This is a genomic window from Thermomonospora catenispora (assembly GCF_006363815.1).
Lineage (GTDB): Bacteria > Actinomycetota > Actinomycetes > Streptosporangiales > Streptosporangiaceae > Thermomonospora > Thermomonospora catenispora.
Window position 1 is genome coordinate 79,941 of the sequence record NZ_RRYT01000013.1, and the last position, 15,377, is coordinate 95,317.

Here is a 15,377-nt window from a genome sequence, read left to right on the forward strand (position 1 = left end):
TCGGCGAGCAGGTCAGGACAGCTTACCGTCCCGCATGTGGACGACCCGGTCGGCGGCCTCCAGCAGGTCGGTGTCGTGGGTGACCATCACGGTGGCGGCCTTGCGCTCGTGGGCCTGGGCGGCCAGCAGCGCCACGATCTCGCGGGCCCGGCGGCGGTCCAGCGCCGCGGTGGGCTCGTCGGCCAACAGCACCGCCGGCCGGTTCATCAGCGCGCGGGCCAGCCCGACCCGCTGCCGCTCGCCGCCGGACAGCTCGTGCGGGCGGCGGTCGGCCTTGGCGGTCAGCCCGACCGCCTCCAGCAGCTCGTCGGCGCGGGCGCGGTCTTCGGCGGTGATCCGCCCCGACAGGTGCGGCACCAAGAGCAGCTGGTCGCGGGCGGTCAGCGAGGCCAGCAGGTTGCCGCTTTGGAAGACGTAGCCGATCCGGGTGCGGCGCAGCTTCGCCAGCTCGGCGGCCTTGGCGCCGGAGACGGTCACATCGGCGATGCGCACCCGGCCCCGGGTGGGGTGGATCAGCGCGCCCGCCACGGCCAGCAGGCTGGACTTGCCCGACCCCGACGGGCCGACGACCGCGACGAACTCTCCGGGCTCCACGGTCAAGGTGACCTCGTCCAGCGCGGTCACCAGCGTCTCACCCGTCCCGTACTCCAGGGTGACCTGCTCCAGGGCCAGCCCGGTGGCGGTGGCGGTGGCGGCGGTCATCGGTTGCCTCCCAGGGCGAGCAGCGGATCGACGGAGGTGATGCGGCGCAGCGCCGCCAGCGCGCCCAGCACGCCCAGCACCACCAGCAGCGCCATGGCGGTGATGATCGGGCCGGGCGCCCAGGCGATCGGCATGCCGGGGGCGGCCCGCCGCAGCAGCGCGATCATCCCTGCGCCGACCGCGGTGCCGACCGCGGTGGCGGACACCAGCACCACCAGCACCTGGGCGATGGCGTCGCGGAGCAGGTAGCCGGCCGAGCCGCCCAGCGCCCGCACCAGCGCGATCTCGTCCCTGCGCTGGATCGTCCAGACCACGAAGAAGGCGCCGACCACGAACATCGAGATCACGTACAGGAAGAACTGGATCATCTGCATCGTGGCCTGCTCGGCGGAGTACCCCGGCGACTGTCCGTAGGAGTCCTCCCGGCTGAGCACCTCGGCCTCGGGGCCGCCGGCGCCGGGCTCACCGTCCAGGGCGATGGCGGTGGCCGCCTTGAACGCCTCCTCGGGCGGCTCGCCGGGCAGCCCGTAGTGGATGCGCTGCCAGGTCTTCAGCGGCGCGTACACCACCGCCACATGCCCGTAGGAGACGTCGCCGATGGTGCCGATGACCGGCAGCCGCACCTCGCTGCGCTCCACGACCAGCGTGTCGCCGATCTTGAGGCCCTCGTCCACCAGCTTGCGGGAGATCAGCACCCCGTCCTCCCGGCTGCCCAGCGGGTCGCCGGTCAGCGGCTCGGGCGCCATGAACGAGCCGGGCTCCACGCCGAACACCGCGACGTCCACGTCCTTGCCGCTGCGCTCTTCCTTGGCGTGGGCGAGCGTGTTGCCGTACGGGGTCGCCGCGCGGATGTCGGGGACCTTCGCCCACTCCTGCGCCAGCGCCGGATCGACCGTGCTGCGGGAGAACAGGTTGCCGTCCACGCCCGGCTGGAAGGCCAGATGGGTGGCGGGGAGGCTGCGCAGCCCCGACACGTTGTCGTTGACCAGGCCGGTGGCCAGGCCGGTGAGCAGGACGGCCAGCACCGCGATCAACCCGACCACGGTGCCCATCAATGCGAAACGCCCCCGGGCGAACCGGAGGTCGCGCAATGCCAGGAACACGGACCACCTCGAAGGATCGGCGGCATGCCGAGACGAATCTAGAAGATGGGGACATGGTGTCGCCAAATCGGGGGGCGCCGTTTCTATGCTGGGCCGGTGGCCACCACCGAACGCGAGATCACCGAGCCCGTGGAACTGTGCCTGCCGGACGGGCGGCTCAACCCCGCCGCGGTGGGCTGGTCGCGCCGCCCCCTGCACACCTGCCGGCTGCGCGGCTGGGGCCGCACCAAACGCTGGGAGTACTGGTGCGTCACCACCCCCGCCCACCTGCTCGCCCTCACCGTCAGCGACCTGGACTTCCTGGCCCTCAACAGCGTCTACTTCCTGGAGTACGGCGGACGCGAGGTGGAGCGCACCGCGCTGGTCCCGTTCGGGCGCGGGGTGTCCCTCCCGCCGGTCATCGCCGGCACCCCCGGCGACCCGCGGACCGACGTGGCGGTCGGCCCCGAACGCCCCACCGGCGGGCAGGTCCGCGTGGAGATCACCGCGCTGCCCGACGGCACCCGGCTGCGGGCGCGCTGCCTGACCCCCGACCGGGAGCCGCTGGAGGCCGACCTGACGGTGGCGCTGCCGGACGGGCACGAGACGCTGGGCGTCGTCGTCCCCTGGAGCGACCGGCGGTTCCAGTACACCGCCAAGCACACCGCCCGCCCCGCCACCGGCACCGTGCGGATCGGCGCGACCGTCTACGAGTTCGGTGAGGACGCCTGGGGCGTGCTGGACCACGGCAGGGGCCGCTGGCCGCGGTCGATCACCTGGAACTGGGGCGCCGCCTCCGGCCGCAGCGACGGCCGCGTCGTCGGACTCCAGCTCGGCGGGAAGTGGACCGCGGGCACCGGCGTCACCGAGAACGCCGTGTGCGTGGACGGCCGGCTCACCAAGATCGGCCAGGAGCTGGAGTGGCGCTACGACCCGGGCGACTTCCTGGCGCCCTGGACGATCCGCACCCCCGACGGCGAGCAGGTCGAGCTGACCTTCACCCCGTTCCACGACCGGGTCGTCCGCACCGACGCCGTCCTGCTGGCCAACCGCACCGACCAGTGCTTCGGCCGCTACCACGGGCGGGTGCGCACCGACGACGGACGGGACGTCCTGATCGACGGCCTGCTCGGCTGGGCCGAAGAGGTCCGCATGCTCTGGTGACCCCGCACCGGCCGGGGAGCCGGCCGGGCTCCCCGGCGTCTCCGACCGGGAGACCGGCCGGAGAACGCGCGCTGAGCTGGGCGAACGTGATCGATGACACAGCGCGGCGGCGACGGGCCCCCGCACCCGCGAGCACCCGCGGCCACCTGGGGAAACGCTCGGGGGCCGGGAAGAACGCCCTCGACGGCAGGGGCGAAGGTCCCCTCGGGCGATGGACCTTCGCCCCTAAGGCGGGCGAAGGGCCGGTGATGGGCTGGAACCACCGGACCTACCACCGAGGGGGCGGCCGCGCGACCGCGCGGCCGCCTCCGTCCCCCGCCTGCCGAGGAGAGCCCCATGGACGCTCTGGACCTGGCCCGATGGCAGTTCGGGATCACCACCGTCTACCACTTCATCTTCGTTCCGCTGAGCATCGGCCTGGCCGTCCTGGTGGCGGTCATGCAGACGATGTGGTTCCGCCGCAAGGACCCCAGGTACCTGCGGATGACCAAGTTCTTCGGCAAGTTGATACTGATCAACTTCGCCGTCGGCGTGGTCACCGGCATCGTGCAGGAGTTCCAGTTCGGCATGAACTGGTCGGAGTACTCGCGCTTCGTCGGTGACGTGTTCGGCGCCCCCCTCGCCATGGAAGGCCTGCTGGCCTTCTTCCTGGAGTCCACGTTCCTGGGGCTGTGGATCTTCGGGTGGGACAAGCTCAAGCCGGCGGTGCACCTGGCGTGCATCTGGCTGCTGGCGATCGGCACCGCCCTGTCGGCCTACTTCATCATGGCCGCCAACTCCTGGATGCAGCACCCGGTCGGCTACCGGATCAACCCCGACACCGGCCGGGCCGAGCTGACCAGCATCTGGAAGGTGCTCACCAACCCCACCACCCTCGCGGCCTACCCGCACGTCATCTTCGGCGCGCTGATCACCGCCGGCATGCTGATCGTCGGGATCTCCGCCTGGTACCTGCACAAGCGCCGCGACACCGAGGTGTTCCGCCCGGCGCTGCGGCTCGGCCTGATCGTCTCGCTGGCGGCGTCGCTGGGCGTGGTGATCTCCGGCGACATCCAGGCGCGGCTGATGACCGAGCAGCAGCCGATGAAGATGGCCGCCGCCGAGGCGCTGTACGACACCTCCGCCCCCGCGTCCTTCTCGCTGTTCACCCTCGGGAGCCTGGACGGCCGTGCGGAGCTGTGGAGCCTGCGGGTCCCGCACCTGCTGTCGGTCATGGCGACCGGCGACCCCGACGGCCGGGTCGAGGGCATCAACGACGTGCAGCGCGCCTACGAGGCCCTCTACGGCCACGGCGACTACATCCCCATCGTCCCGGTCACCTACTGGAGCTTCCGGCTGATGATCGGCTTCGGCCTGCTGGCCGGCGCGGTGGCGATCTGGGGACTGTGGCTGACCCGCGACGGCCGCACCCCGCGCAGCCGCTGGTTCACCCGCGCGGCGCTGGCCGGGATCGCCCTGCCCTACCTGGCCAACACCATGGGCTGGATCTTCACCGAGATGGGCCGCCAGCCCTGGGTGGTGCACGGGGTGCTGAAGACCGCGGACGGGGTCTCCCCGACGGTCGGCGGCGCCGAGGTGATCGTCTCGCTGTCGGTCTTCACCGTCTTGTACGGGGTGCTGGCCGTGGTGGCGGGCGTGCTGATGGTGCGCTTCGCCAAGCAGGGGCCGCCCGCGGAGGCGGAGACCCCCAAGGAGGACGAACCGATGCCCTCCTTCACCTACTGACGACCGGGGAGTGAGCGATGGAACTCACCACAGTCTGGTTCCTGCTGATCGCGGTGCTGTGGACCGGCTACTTCCTGCTGGAGGGCTTCGACTTCGGGGTCGGGGTGCTGATGCCGGTGCTGGCCCCCCGCAAGGCGCCGCACTCCGACGTCGACCGCCGAGTCATGATCAACTCGATCGGCCCGGTCTGGGACGGCAACGAGGTGTGGCTGCTGGTGGCCGGCGGCGCCACCTTCGCCGCCTTCCCCGAGTGGTACGCCAGCCTCTTCAGCGGCTTCTACCTGGCGCTGCTGGTGATCCTGGCGGCGCTGATCGCCCGCGGGGTGGCCTTCGAGTTCCGCGGCAAGATCGACAGCGACCGGTGGCGGCGCAACTGGGACCGGGCCATCTTCTGGGGGTCGGCCGTCCCCGCCCTGCTGTGGGGCGTGGCGTTCGCCAACATCCTCCAGGGCGTGCCGCTGGACGCCCGGCACCACTACACCGGCACCCTGCTCGACCTGCTCAACCCGTACGCGCTGCTGGGCGGGCTGACCACGCTGTCGGTGTTCACCCTGCACGGCGCGGTGTTCCTGACGCTGAAGACCCGCGGCCACGTCCGTGACCAGGCGCGGCGGGCGATCCGGTTCATCGCGCCGCCGACCGTGGTGAGCGCGGCGTCCTTCCTGGTGATCACCGGGATGCGCTTCGGGGTGCCGTGGACCTGGGCGACCACCGCCGTGGCGGCGCTGGCCCTGGCGGGCGGCGTGGCGGCCGCCCTGCGCGGCCGGGACGGCTGGGCGTTCACCGGCACCGCGGTCGCCATCGTCGCCACCGTGGCCACCCTGTTCGGCGACCTGTGGCCGGCGGTGCTGCCGTCCAGCATCGACCCCGCCTACAGCCTGACCGTCGACAACGCCGCCTCCAGCCCCTACACGCTCACGGTGATGACCTGGGTCGCGGTGATCTTCACCCCGATCGTGCTGGGCTACCAGGCGTGGACGTACTGGGTGTTCCGCACGCGGCTCACCCGGGAGGCGATCGTGCCGCCCGCACCGGCCGGACCGACCGGTGCGGGCGCCCCCGCCCGTCCCGCCGAAGGCCCCCGGACCGGACGGGCCGCGGAGCGGAGCCGGGCATGAAACCGCTCGACCCCCGGCTGCTGCGGCACGCCCGCCCGGCCCGGACCTTCCTGGCCCTCACCGTGCTGCTGGGCGCCGTCACCACCGGCCTGGTGCTGGCCCAGGCGGCGCTGCTGGCCCACGTGCTGGCGGGCTCGTTCGACGGCCGGGGGTCGAGCGAGCTGCGAACGGCCCTCGGCGCGCTGCTGGCGGTGGTGGCGGCGCGCGCCCTCGTGCACGGCCTGGCCGAGGCCGCCGCGCTGCACTACGCCGGCACCGTCCGGTCGCTGCTGCGGCGCCGCCTGGTGGCGCACGCCCTGAGGCTGGGGCCGCAGTGGACGGCCGGCGCGCGGGCCGGCGAGGTCGCCACCGTCGCCACCCGCGGCCTGGACGCCCTGGACGTCTACTTCGCCCGCTACCTGCCGCAGCTGGTGCTGGCGTGCATCACCCCGATCGCGGTGCTGGCCGTGATCGCCGGCGCGGACCTGCTGTCGGCGATGGTCATCGCGGTGACGCTGCCGCTGATCCCGGTGTTCATGATCCTGGTGGGCCTGCACACCCGGGCCCGCACCGAACGCCAATGGCGACTGCTGGAACGGCTCGGCGGCCACTTCCTGGACGTGGTCGAAGGGCTGCCGACGCTGAAGCTGTTCGACCGGGCCGAGGCCCAGGCGAAGGTGATCGCCGAGGTGACCGGCGCGCACCGGCGGGTCACCATGCGGGTGCTGCGGGTGGCGTTCCTGTCGGCGATGGTGCTGGAGCTGCTGTCCACGCTGGCGGTGGCGCTGGTGGCCGTCCAGGTGGGGCTGCGGCTGCTGGGCGGCGACGTCCCGTACGAGACGGCGCTGCTGGTGCTGATCCTGGCGCCGGAGGCCTACCTGCCGCTGCGCACCGTCGGCGCCCAGTTCCACGCCGGCATGGAGGGCGTGGCGGCCGCCGAACGCGCCTTCGAGGTGCTGGACACCCCGCCGCCGCGGCGCCCCGCCCCCGGCGGCGCCGTCGCGGACCTGCGCCGCGACCCGATCGTCCTGCGCGACGTCACGGTGCGCCATCCCGAACGCGACCGGCCCGCCCTGGAGAACGTGTCGCTGACCATCGAACCCGGCGAGCGGATCGTCGTCCTCGGCCCCAGCGGCGCGGGCAAGAGCACCCTGCTGAGCCTGCTGCTGCGCTTCGTCGAACCGTCCGCCGGCACGGTGGGCTTCGCCGACGTCCCGGTGGAGGCCTGGCGCGCCCAGATCTCCTGGGTGCCGCAGCACCCCCACCTGTTCGACGGCACCATCGCCGACAACATCCGGCTCGGCCGCCCCGACGCCTCCCCCGCCGAGGTGCGCCGCGCCGCCGCCCGGGCGGGCCTGGCGGAGTTCATCGCCTCCCTGCCCGACGGCCTCGACACCCGCGTCGGCGAACGCGGCGCCCGCCTGTCCTCGGGCCAGCGGCAGCGCGTCGCCCTGGCCCGCGCCTTCCTGCGCGACGCGCCGCTGGTGCTGCTGGACGAGCCCACCGCCCACCTCGACCCGCTCACCGCCCACGGCGTGCAGGAGACGGTGCACCGGCTGGCCGCCGGACGCACCGTCGTGCTGGTCACCCACGACCCGACCTGGACGCGCCTGGCCGACCGCGTCGTGCGCATCGAGGCGGGCCGCCTCACCGAATCCCCTCCCCCGCGGCCGAGGCCGCACCGAGCCCTGGAGATGGCCTCATGACCGCCACCGCCGCCGAGCCTCTCGAGCGCCGCCGCCCGTTGCCGTGGCTGCTGGCGGCGGCCCGCCCGGTGCGCGGACGGCTGGCGCTGGCGGCGCTGCTGGGCGCCGCCACCACCGCCGCCGGCATCGGGCTGCTGGGGATCTCCGGGTTCCTCATCGCCCGGGCCGCCGAGCATCCCGGCATCACCGCCCTGTCCATCGCCGTGGTGGCGGTGCGGGCGCTGGGCGTCGGCCGGGGCGTCCTCCGCTACCTGGAACGGCTGACCGCCCACGACGCGGCGTTCCGGGTGCTGGGGGACGTGCGGGTGCGCATCTACCGGCGGCTGGCGCGCCTGGCCCCCGCCGGGCTGCGCCCGCTCCGCTCCGGCGACCTGCTCACCCGGCTGGTCAGCGACGTCGACTCCACCCAGGACCTGTTCGTGCGCGGGGTGGTGCCGGTGGTCGCCGCCGCGCTCGCAGGCGGCGGCGCGGTCGCCGCCTGCGCGTTCCTGCTGGCCCCCGCCGCCGGCGTGCTGGCGCTCGGACTGCTGGCGGCGGGGGCGCTGCTGCCGGCGCTGTCGTCGGCGTCGGCCCGCGCCGCCGGACGCCGCACCGCCCGCGCCCGCGGCGCCGTCTCGGCCCGCGTGGTGGACGCCCTGGCCGGAGCGGCCGAACTGCACGCCTTCGGCGCCCAGGACCGGGCGCTGGCCGCCGTCGCCGAGGCCGACGCCGAACTCACCGCCCAGAGCCGCCGCGGCGCCCTGGTGCAGGCCGCCGGCGCCGGACTGGCCTCCCTGGCGGCGGGGCTGACCGTGTGGGCGGTGCTGCTGCTGGGGGTCGCCGCGGTGGAGGACGGCACGCTGGGCCGGGTCCCGCTGGCGGTGCTGACGCTGACCGCGCTGGCCGCCTTCGAGGCCACCGCCGCCCTGCCCGCCGCGGCCGCCCAGCTCGCCGAGACCCGGGCCGGCGCCGCCCGCATCCTCGACGTGCTGGACGCCCCCGACCCGGTCGCCGAACCGGCGACGCCGGCGCCGCCGCCCGAGCCTCCGCTGACCGTGCGGCTGCGCGACGTGCGCGCCCGCTACACCCCGGGCGGCCCGCTCGCGGTGGACGGGCTGGACCTGGACCTGACCCCCGGCAAGCGGGTCGCGCTGGTGGGGCCCAGCGGCGCGGGCAAGAGCACCGTGGCCGCCCTGCTGCTGCGCTTCCTGGACCCGGCGGGCGGCGTCATCACCCTGAACGGCACCGACCTGACCGCCTTCGCCCCCGACCAGGTGCGCCGCCTGATCGGCGGCTGCCCCCAGGACCCGCACATCTTCGACGCCACCGTCCGCGACAACCTGAGACTCGCCCGCCCCGACGCCACCGACGCCGAACTGGCCGACGCCGCCGCCCGGGCCCGGCTGCTGCCGTGGATCGAGTCGCTGCCCGACGGCCTCGACACCCGCGTCGGCGCCCACGGCGCCCGAATGTCCGGCGGGGAGCGCCGCCGCCTCGCCCTGGCCCGCGCCCTGCTCGCCGACCCGGCCCTGATGATCCTGGACGAGCCCACCGCCCACCTGGACCGGCCCACCGCCGCCGCGCTCACCGCCGACCTGCTGCGCGCCACCCGGGGCCGCAGCACCCTGCTCATCACCCACGACCTGACCGGGATGGAGGAGATCGACGAGATCGTCGTGCTGGACGCCGGCCGCGTCGTCCAGCGCGGCGCCCACGCCGACCTGATCGCCCGTCCCGGCCTCTACCGCACCCTGTGGGAGTGCTCCGTCCCGGACGCCCGCGCCGCCGCGCCGTGACCCGGGACATCCGCGGTGCAGGCCCCCGGCCCTCGGGCCGGAGCGGGCCGTCCAGCGGCTCGACCGGCGTCGGCGCCCGGTGCACCGCCCGCCGGATGACGGCCGTCCCCCGCGTCCCTCACGGGGCGGCCGGCGGCACGGGCCACCGGCCCTCGAGGTGGCGGCGGATGAGGGCGGCGTGCGACAGCGGCGCGGACAGGTCGCTCACCTCCCCGTTCGTCGTGTAGTCCAGCAGCACCACGTCCCGGCGGGAGCTCAGCTCGCGCAGCCGGTCCACCAGGTCGGCGACGCGATGCTCCAGGACCCAGCGGTAGGACGGCAGGTAGATCCGCCGGCGCGCCTCCTCGTACGGCAGCAGCTCCCCGCCCGTCAGTCCCGCTCGGTGCCCGAGCACCGGGCCGTGCCTGCGCACCGTGCGCTTGAGGCCCCGCATCGTGGTGATCGTCAGCTTGGTCGGGTCGACGTCGGCGTCGGCGAACACCTTGAGCGCCTGCCAGATGCCCTCGACCGACTGGGCGGTGACGCCGGGGGAGAACGGCACGGGGATGCCGCCGTGCGGATAGAACGGGCTGAACCGCACCCACGGCCGCTCGGCGCGCGAGGTGACGTCCACGATCAGCGCACCGGGATGGGCCGCCTCGATGGACGCCCTCGCCCTGCGCCTGCTCGCCACATGGATCGCCATCGGAGCACCCCCGATCGAGGAATCGGACGGAGGCATCCTCTGCGACGGCACCGACATTCCAGGCGCCCTTCCGGAGCGGGGTCGGCTCGGTGATCCCGAACGGGGCGGAGCGGCGGGACTCCTTGGGCTCCGCGCGACGGCCGCACCCCGTGCATGCGACCCGTTCGATCACCTGCGGGGCGGTGGGTTCCACCGGGCGTGGCGATCCTCTCGGCGGAGGGTGTCCAACCGGTGGGCCACTTCGGCGCGGGCCGCCTCTTGGGCGGTGGCGCGGCGGATGTACGGGCTCAGCCCGCTGATCTCCCGGATGCGCAGCAGCGTGTCGAAGCCGTCCCAGGCACGGACGTCCCAGCCGTAGGCGGCGGTGAAGTCGTCGATCTCCTGGGCGGTGTGCCGACCGAAGCGGCGGCGCATGTGATGGATCTGGACGAGATCCCACTCTCGAGGGCCGATGGCGACGTGGTCCCAGTCGCCCAAGAGCATTCCGCCGCGGGTGGGGATGAGGTTGTTGGAGTGGGCGTCTGCATGGATCAGTCCTGTCGGCAATGCGGGGCGCAGGGCCGACCAGCGGCGCCGCAAGGTCGCGATCCGATCGGTGAGCCAGGCTCGGTCGCGGGCGGTCAGTCCTTCGGGGTGGTGGTCGACGGCCGCGGCGACACCGGCGAGAGGGTCGGTCAGGCGGGGGAGCGGGAACGGCGGGGCGGGCTGGTCGTGCAGGAGCCGCAGCAGCCGTCCCAGGTCACCGCCCGTTCCGGCGGGTCCGTCGGTGACGTCGGCCAGCCGCCACACCGAGACCACCCGCCCGTCCACCCGGAACGGACCCGCCTGTTCGGCCGGTACGACGCAGGGGAAGCCGCGGGCATGAAGCCAGCGTGTGACCGCGATCGATGCGGCCACGCGCTCGAAGGCGGCGGGAGCGCCGGCGATCCGGATCAACAGACGGGCGGACGGAAGCGCGATCACCGTGTTGCTGTGCCGGTGCAGCAGCCTCGCGTCGTCGGTCGGGACCCGGCAACGTTCGGCGACCTCGGCCAGAACGCGGAGAACGTCCTCAGGGGGCGAAGAAGGCATACCGACGCCGCCTCCCCGGCTATTCGGCGGGATGCAGCACCGGCCGGGCCGCTTCGAACACGTCCCTGACGGCAGGGGCGGCTCGATGCGGTTCCAGAGCCTGGAGCACCTCCGAAAGCCGCAGCCGTACCCGCGCGGACGACAGATGGCCGGCTACCGTGATCAGTTCCTGGGCCGTGGTGCAGGCCTGATCGATGTGACCGGACTGGGCATGTGCCATCGCCGGCACTCCCAGGGTGAACGCCCGGGGCCGCAGGTCGCTGCGAACCGTCAGGGACTCCTCGGCCGCGCGCACGGCAGGCTCACCGAGCCCGACGTTGACCAGACAGCGGGCCTCCTCGTGTCGCAGGTGTCCCCACCCGTAGGCGCTCGCCCAGGCCGGCTCCGGGCTGGTGGTGGGCTGCTCGTAGGCGCGCCACATCGCCGTCAGAGCGCGCCGGGTCTCGGCTCGGTCACCGGTCATCGACCAGGCCAGCGCATGCTTGGTGTGGATGAAGGCCTTGCTGAGCGGGCCGGCGCGCCGGGCCAGGCCACAGGCGCCGTCGGTGTAGGCGATCGCCCGGTCGATATGGACACGGCGTCGCTCGGGCTCCGCGCCGATGGCGACCATCTGGAGTTCGTGCTCACCGCGGCGGGCCAGCACCCATGCCGACAAGGTCGTGTCGTCGGTTTCGTGAGCCATGCTCGCCGCGTCCGCCAGCAGCTGTCGTGCGGTGGCGTTCTGCCCGACGTCCATGTGCATCGCCGAGACGCGCATCGAGAACTCGGTCGCCACGGTGAACAGGTCACGGCGCAACGGATCCGGTGCATGCGCATGCAGGCGAGGCCGCACCACCCGGGTGAGGTACTCGGTGGCGTACTGACGAGCGTGCTCGCCCCCGAACTGTCGGTCGGAGGCGGTCAGCGCGGCCGGCATCCTCCGCACCACCGGAACGTCACCGGGCGTCGGTCGAGGCGGTGGCGCGTTCTGCGGAGGAAGGTCGTCGAGGTTGAACAGCTCGTCCTCGGACATCTTCAGGACCTTGCAGTACAACAGCCGGTATCGCTCGGTGATCCGGGTGACGTCCCCAGACTCCCACCGTTCGATATTGCGGACCAGGCTGGCCAGGGTGGGCCGCTGGCGCTCGTCCATCGCCGCGAGCATCTCTTGCGCAAGGCGGGCGGGGTCCCAGCCTCGGCGTTTGCGTTCGGCGCGGAGCCGGTCACGTACTCGCTGAGTCGTCTCATATGCCATGAGCGTGCGTCCTCGCTGCGTTCGGCGGCACCTGACCGCCCGGTATTCCTTCGGCTTGTCGGGACGTGTCGGAGGCCGCTGTCCCTCCTCGTCGTTCCTTGTCGGCTGGCGGCCGCTTTCTCCTCGGTGTTCGCTGACGAGTGACCGCACGAACCTCTGGAATACGCGGTCAGGGCGGATGCCCATCCGCCCTTGTCACTGGCGATGGTGCATGCGAAAGGTTCCTGATGTCATCCCGGCTCGAAGAACACTCACCGCCCCGGCCGGTTGCGCCCGTCCCGGTGACGGCGCCTTCCTCATCGGACGACGGCCTGTTCTCTTGGACCATCGTCGAAGCCCTTGGTGATCCGCCAGAATTCGGTGCCGTCGGCGTCTGCAGTGATCGTGACCGAGCCCTGCGGAAGATGGTCGACGCCCTTCGAGCCGCACCGCCCGGTGCATTCGGACTTTTGCACAAAGTCGCGCTGAGTCCAGATTGCAGGGGATATCGGTACAGCGGACCGCTGCTTCGCGTGGCCATCGGGGATAGGGCCGATGCGGTCGTCATGGTCGAGCATGACGGCGGCGGCCGGATGAGGCCCGGCGACATCTTCGCGGAGATCGTTCGGGACGCCCGTGTGCTCTGTCCGGAAGCCGCCGTATGACCTCCGCCGGCGACCTCTCCAGGGCGGAGACGGATCCGCGACAGGCCGCCTTGCACGAGCCGGCCGGGCTGTTGCGGGGCCAGTCCCCGAACCCCCTGCGGCTCCGCACCTCCCTGACGACCGACGCCATCGGAGCATGCGACCCTCCAAGGGAGAACAAGGCCGATGCGGATGCCGCCCAGACCCGACGAGCCCGATTTCACTCGACCGGACAGCGTGTACGGCCGACCCGAACGAGCAGCCGCCGAGATCCAATCCCGCACACGCGATACGTGGATCTGCCGGTTCGGACGGTTCACCCGCTCCTCCTGGGGAGTTCCACGGCACCCGCACCCGTGGCGAGGACCGGTCGAGGCCGGAACGCCGGTGGACCTGCTCGTCAGGATCCGCGAGGTGGACGCACGCCACGGCATGGTCGACATGACCGGGACGCCATAGCGACGGCCGGAGCGTCCTTGACGGCGTCGGGCATGTGCGGCTCCGCGCCCGGCGATGCGCTCGACCGGAGTGGCTTTTCTCCTCAGCTCGGATCCGGCCTTGTCATCGGCCGTCCCTGAGTTCCGGCTCGATTAATGAGGGGAGCCGTGTCGGCCGAAGAAGCGATGCGGCCGACCACGCCGCCCAAGGCCGGTGCGCATCGAGCGGACCTTCCCGGAGTTGCAGTCGCCGGCGCACACCATGGTCCGCCTGCATCCGTGTGGCGGATCTTCGCATGGAAGGAGCTGGACGGAGGCGGTGGAGCCACCGGTACCACCTGTCCGTCGCTCCCGGCACCAAGGCCGACGGTCGGGTGGACTGGATCCAGGACCCCACGTGGCTGACCGGCGAGCGCGGCCGTGCCCCTGGAGCATCCGCCGACCATCGCCGGCCGGGAATCAGACGGCGGCCCGATGCGGCGGGATGTTCAGGCAGGGGAGAATGGCCCGTGTCCTGGACCGGTCCTTGAGCGGGTATGGGGCGAACATGGGAGCGGACGCGGGCGGCCGGGATGCCGCACACCGGCCTTCCCGCGCCTTGCCGCAGGTCATCAGTGGTGGGTCGCGTGGGACTCGAACCCACAACCTACGGATTAAAAGTCCGGAGCTCTGCCAATTGAGCTAGCGACCCGCTGGTAAGGGTACCCAGAGGGATCACGGGTTCGCGACGGGATATCCGGGCGGGGGAGGGGCGGCGCCGTGGACGGGCGGGGCGCCCACGGCGCCGCCGAGGCGCGGGGTCACAGACCAGGGCGGACGGCGCCGTTGAAGTGCTTCTTGTAGTAGGTGCTCAGCTTCACCTTCTGGACCCGCTTGCCGCTGCTGGGGGCGTGGATCATGTAGCCCTTGCCCACGTAGATGCCCATGTGGCTGCGGCCGCTGTAGAAGAAGACCAGGTCGCCGCGCTTGAGGTTGCGGTAGGAGACCTTCTTCTTGACGTGGCTGTAGATCTGGGTGGTGGTGCGGGGGAGCTTCACGCCCGCCTTGCGCCAGGCGCCGCCGGCGAGGCCGGAGCAGTCCCAGCTGTCGGGGCCGGTGCCGCCGTAGCGGTAGGGGTCGCCGATCTGCTTGGCGGCGTACCGGACGGCCTTCTCCGCCAGCTGAGCCTGTTTGGCGGCCTTGGAGGACGACTTCTTCGCGGTCGTGGTCTGTGCCTTGGCCGTGGCGGCCGGCTGGAAGGCGGCCGTCTTGGTCGCCGCGTCGGCCGGGGCGGCCGCCATCGCGGTGGTGAACACGGTCGCGGAGGCGCTCAGCGCGAGTCCGCTCAGCGTGAGTCGGGTGATGCGGGAGGTATTCAGAACAGCTCCAGCCCTCGCGGTTTGTGCCTACCGGGCAGCCGAAACCGACCGAAGCGGCGTTTTCGGCTGAACGGCGTCCCGAAACCTGCGCCATTGCGGGCGGGAATCCCGGCTCCGTGCCTCCTGGCTGCACGGACTCGGCGGCCGACGCGGCTCGACGGCGATCTGATGCGCCGTGCGCCGGGTCGGCGGGGTGGGTCGCCGACGGTGATCCGGTCACCGCCGGAACCGGGAAGAACGTTAACCATGTCACCCTGAGAGGGCAAATGTTCGGCATGGAGATGATCGAGAAAAGGTTCGTGACATTCCTTCGATCATGCCTCTGAGCTGCGAAGACGTAGAAAATGATCAGTAATGTGTGACTTGTGTCGCATTACGAGGAAGATCGCGGAAGAGAAGCCCTCGAGGAGTGTCGACGTCGCCCTGGGGTGATGATCACGGGATCATCACAGCGACTCCGTCAGCCGGGTGCATCCGAAAAGTCAGATGATCATTACCGGGGCGCATAGGGCGCTTCCGCCTTCTGAAGGGGGCCGTGTGCGGCCTTGGTGATTCGCCGTCGGAGGCACCGGATCATGAGGCTTCGCACCGCCTCGATGTGCGGGGAAAACGGCCTGGTGAGGAGCTCGCGACGGTCTCCCCTGAGACGCCGCCTCGGCGTGCGGGGAAATCGGGCGGTGGATCCGTCGGCGGGCCGGGTCGGCTCGTGAGGGGTTCA

12 protein-coding genes and 1 tRNA gene are annotated in these 15,377 nt (G+C 72.5%); 6 read left to right on the top strand and 7 right to left on the bottom strand.

All coding sequences use genetic code 11. From position 1 onward, the window contains the following. Positions 1 to 12 precede the first annotated feature (12 nt). Both EIO00_RS12535 and EIO00_RS12540 read right to left on the bottom strand, forming a co-directional pair. On the bottom strand, positions 13 to 702 hold the full coding sequence (locus tag EIO00_RS12535; protein ID WP_140178390.1) for an ABC transporter ATP-binding protein: 690 nt from the start codon (positions 700 to 702) through the stop codon (positions 13 to 15). Continuing rightward, positions 699 to 1,805 carry an ABC transporter permease gene (locus tag EIO00_RS12540; protein WP_140178393.1) on the bottom strand — a complete coding sequence of 369 codons (1,107 nt, stop codon included), beginning with the start codon at positions 1,803 to 1,805 and terminating at the stop codon, positions 699 to 701. The genes EIO00_RS12535 and EIO00_RS12540 overlap by 4 nt, the downstream gene beginning before the upstream one ends. 96 nt (positions 1,806 to 1,901) lie before the next feature. Here EIO00_RS12540 and EIO00_RS12545 point away from each other — a divergent pair, with 96 nt between their 5' ends. The 5 genes from EIO00_RS12545 to cydC all read left to right on the top strand — a co-directional run bounded on the left by EIO00_RS12545 (position 1,902) and on the right by cydC (position 9,251). After that, positions 1,902 to 2,948: a DUF2804 domain-containing protein gene (locus tag EIO00_RS12545; RefSeq protein WP_140178396.1), complete on the top strand. Its 1,047-nt coding sequence runs from the start codon at positions 1,902 to 1,904 to the stop codon at positions 2,946 to 2,948. Positions 2,949 to 3,284: 336 nt separating this feature from the next. Beyond that, positions 3,285 to 4,673, top strand: a complete 1,389-nt coding sequence (locus tag EIO00_RS12550) for a cytochrome ubiquinol oxidase subunit I (protein ID WP_140178398.1) — start codon at positions 3,285 to 3,287, stop codon at positions 4,671 to 4,673. Between the two features lie 17 nt (positions 4,674 to 4,690). Further along, positions 4,691 to 5,791, top strand: coding sequence for a cytochrome d ubiquinol oxidase subunit II (cydB, locus tag EIO00_RS12555; RefSeq protein ID WP_140178401.1), 1,101 nt, complete (start codon positions 4,691 to 4,693; stop codon positions 5,789 to 5,791). Then, a complete protein-coding gene (cydD, locus tag EIO00_RS12560; RefSeq protein WP_140178405.1) occupies positions 5,788 to 7,476 on the top strand; it encodes a thiol reductant ABC exporter subunit CydD in 1,689 nt (562 codons plus the stop codon). Before cydB ends, cydD begins: the two co-directional genes overlap by 4 nt. After that, on the top strand, positions 7,473 to 9,251 hold the full coding sequence (gene cydC, locus EIO00_RS12565; RefSeq protein WP_140178408.1) for a thiol reductant ABC exporter subunit CydC: 1,779 nt from the start codon (positions 7,473 to 7,475) through the stop codon (positions 9,249 to 9,251). Before cydD ends, cydC begins: the two co-directional genes overlap by 4 nt. Positions 9,252 to 9,369: 118 nt before the next feature. Here cydC and EIO00_RS12570 read toward each other — a convergent pair whose 3' ends face one another. The 3 genes from EIO00_RS12570 to EIO00_RS12580 all read right to left on the bottom strand — a co-directional run bounded on the left by EIO00_RS12570 (position 9,370) and on the right by EIO00_RS12580 (position 12,139). Next, positions 9,370 to 9,936 (bottom strand): DUF6939 family protein, encoded by a 567-nt coding sequence (locus EIO00_RS12570; protein ID WP_140178411.1) that lies wholly within the window; start codon positions 9,934 to 9,936, stop codon positions 9,370 to 9,372. Between the two features lie 168 nt (positions 9,937 to 10,104). Next, a complete protein-coding gene (locus EIO00_RS12575; RefSeq protein WP_140178414.1) occupies positions 10,105 to 11,007 on the bottom strand; it encodes an aminoglycoside phosphotransferase family protein in 903 nt (300 codons plus the stop codon). 19 nt (positions 11,008 to 11,026) lie between these two features. Further along, positions 11,027 to 12,139 (bottom strand): NsdA family TPR-like regulatory protein, encoded by a 1,113-nt coding sequence (locus EIO00_RS12580; protein ID WP_140178417.1) that lies wholly within the window; start codon positions 12,137 to 12,139, stop codon positions 11,027 to 11,029. Between the two features lie 329 nt (positions 12,140 to 12,468). Here EIO00_RS12580 and EIO00_RS24805 point away from each other — a divergent pair, with 329 nt between their 5' ends. After that, on the top strand, positions 12,469 to 12,885 hold the full coding sequence (locus EIO00_RS24805; RefSeq protein WP_206664122.1) for a hypothetical protein: 417 nt from the start codon (positions 12,469 to 12,471) through the stop codon (positions 12,883 to 12,885). Between the two features lie 1,031 nt (positions 12,886 to 13,916). On the opposite strand, the gene EIO00_RS12590 is transcribed toward EIO00_RS24805, so the two are convergent. After that, a tRNA-Lys gene (locus EIO00_RS12590) sits at positions 13,917 to 13,992 on the bottom strand. 109 nt (positions 13,993 to 14,101) lie between these two features. Beyond that, a complete protein-coding gene (locus EIO00_RS12595; protein ID WP_241661305.1) occupies positions 14,102 to 14,596 on the bottom strand; it encodes a C40 family peptidase in 495 nt (164 codons plus the stop codon). Positions 14,597 to 15,377: the final 781 nt, after the last annotated feature.

Coding starts and splice junctions, on each gene's coding strand:
- EIO00_RS12535 (WP_140178390.1), bottom strand. CDS start 702: ATGACCGCCGCCACCGCCACCGCCACCGGGCTGGCCCTGGAGCAGGTC.
- EIO00_RS12550 (WP_140178398.1), top strand. CDS start 3,285: ATGGACGCTCTGGACCTGGCCCGATGGCAGTTCGGGATCACCACCGTC.
- cydB (WP_140178401.1), top strand. CDS start 4,691: ATGGAACTCACCACAGTCTGGTTCCTGCTGATCGCGGTGCTGTGGACC.
- cydD (WP_140178405.1), top strand. CDS start 5,788: ATGAAACCGCTCGACCCCCGGCTGCTGCGGCACGCCCGCCCGGCCCGG.
- cydC (WP_140178408.1), top strand. CDS start 7,473: ATGACCGCCACCGCCGCCGAGCCTCTCGAGCGCCGCCGCCCGTTGCCG.
- EIO00_RS12570 (WP_140178411.1), bottom strand. CDS start 9,936: ATGGCGATCCATGTGGCGAGCAGGCGCAGGGCGAGGGCGTCCATCGAG.
- EIO00_RS12575 (WP_140178414.1), bottom strand. CDS start 11,007: ATGCCTTCTTCGCCCCCTGAGGACGTTCTCCGCGTTCTGGCCGAGGTC.
- EIO00_RS12580 (WP_140178417.1), bottom strand. CDS start 12,139: ATGGACGAGCGCCAGCGGCCCACCCTGGCCAGCCTGGTCCGCAATATC.
- EIO00_RS24805 (WP_206664122.1), top strand. CDS start 12,469: ATGTCATCCCGGCTCGAAGAACACTCACCGCCCCGGCCGGTTGCGCCC.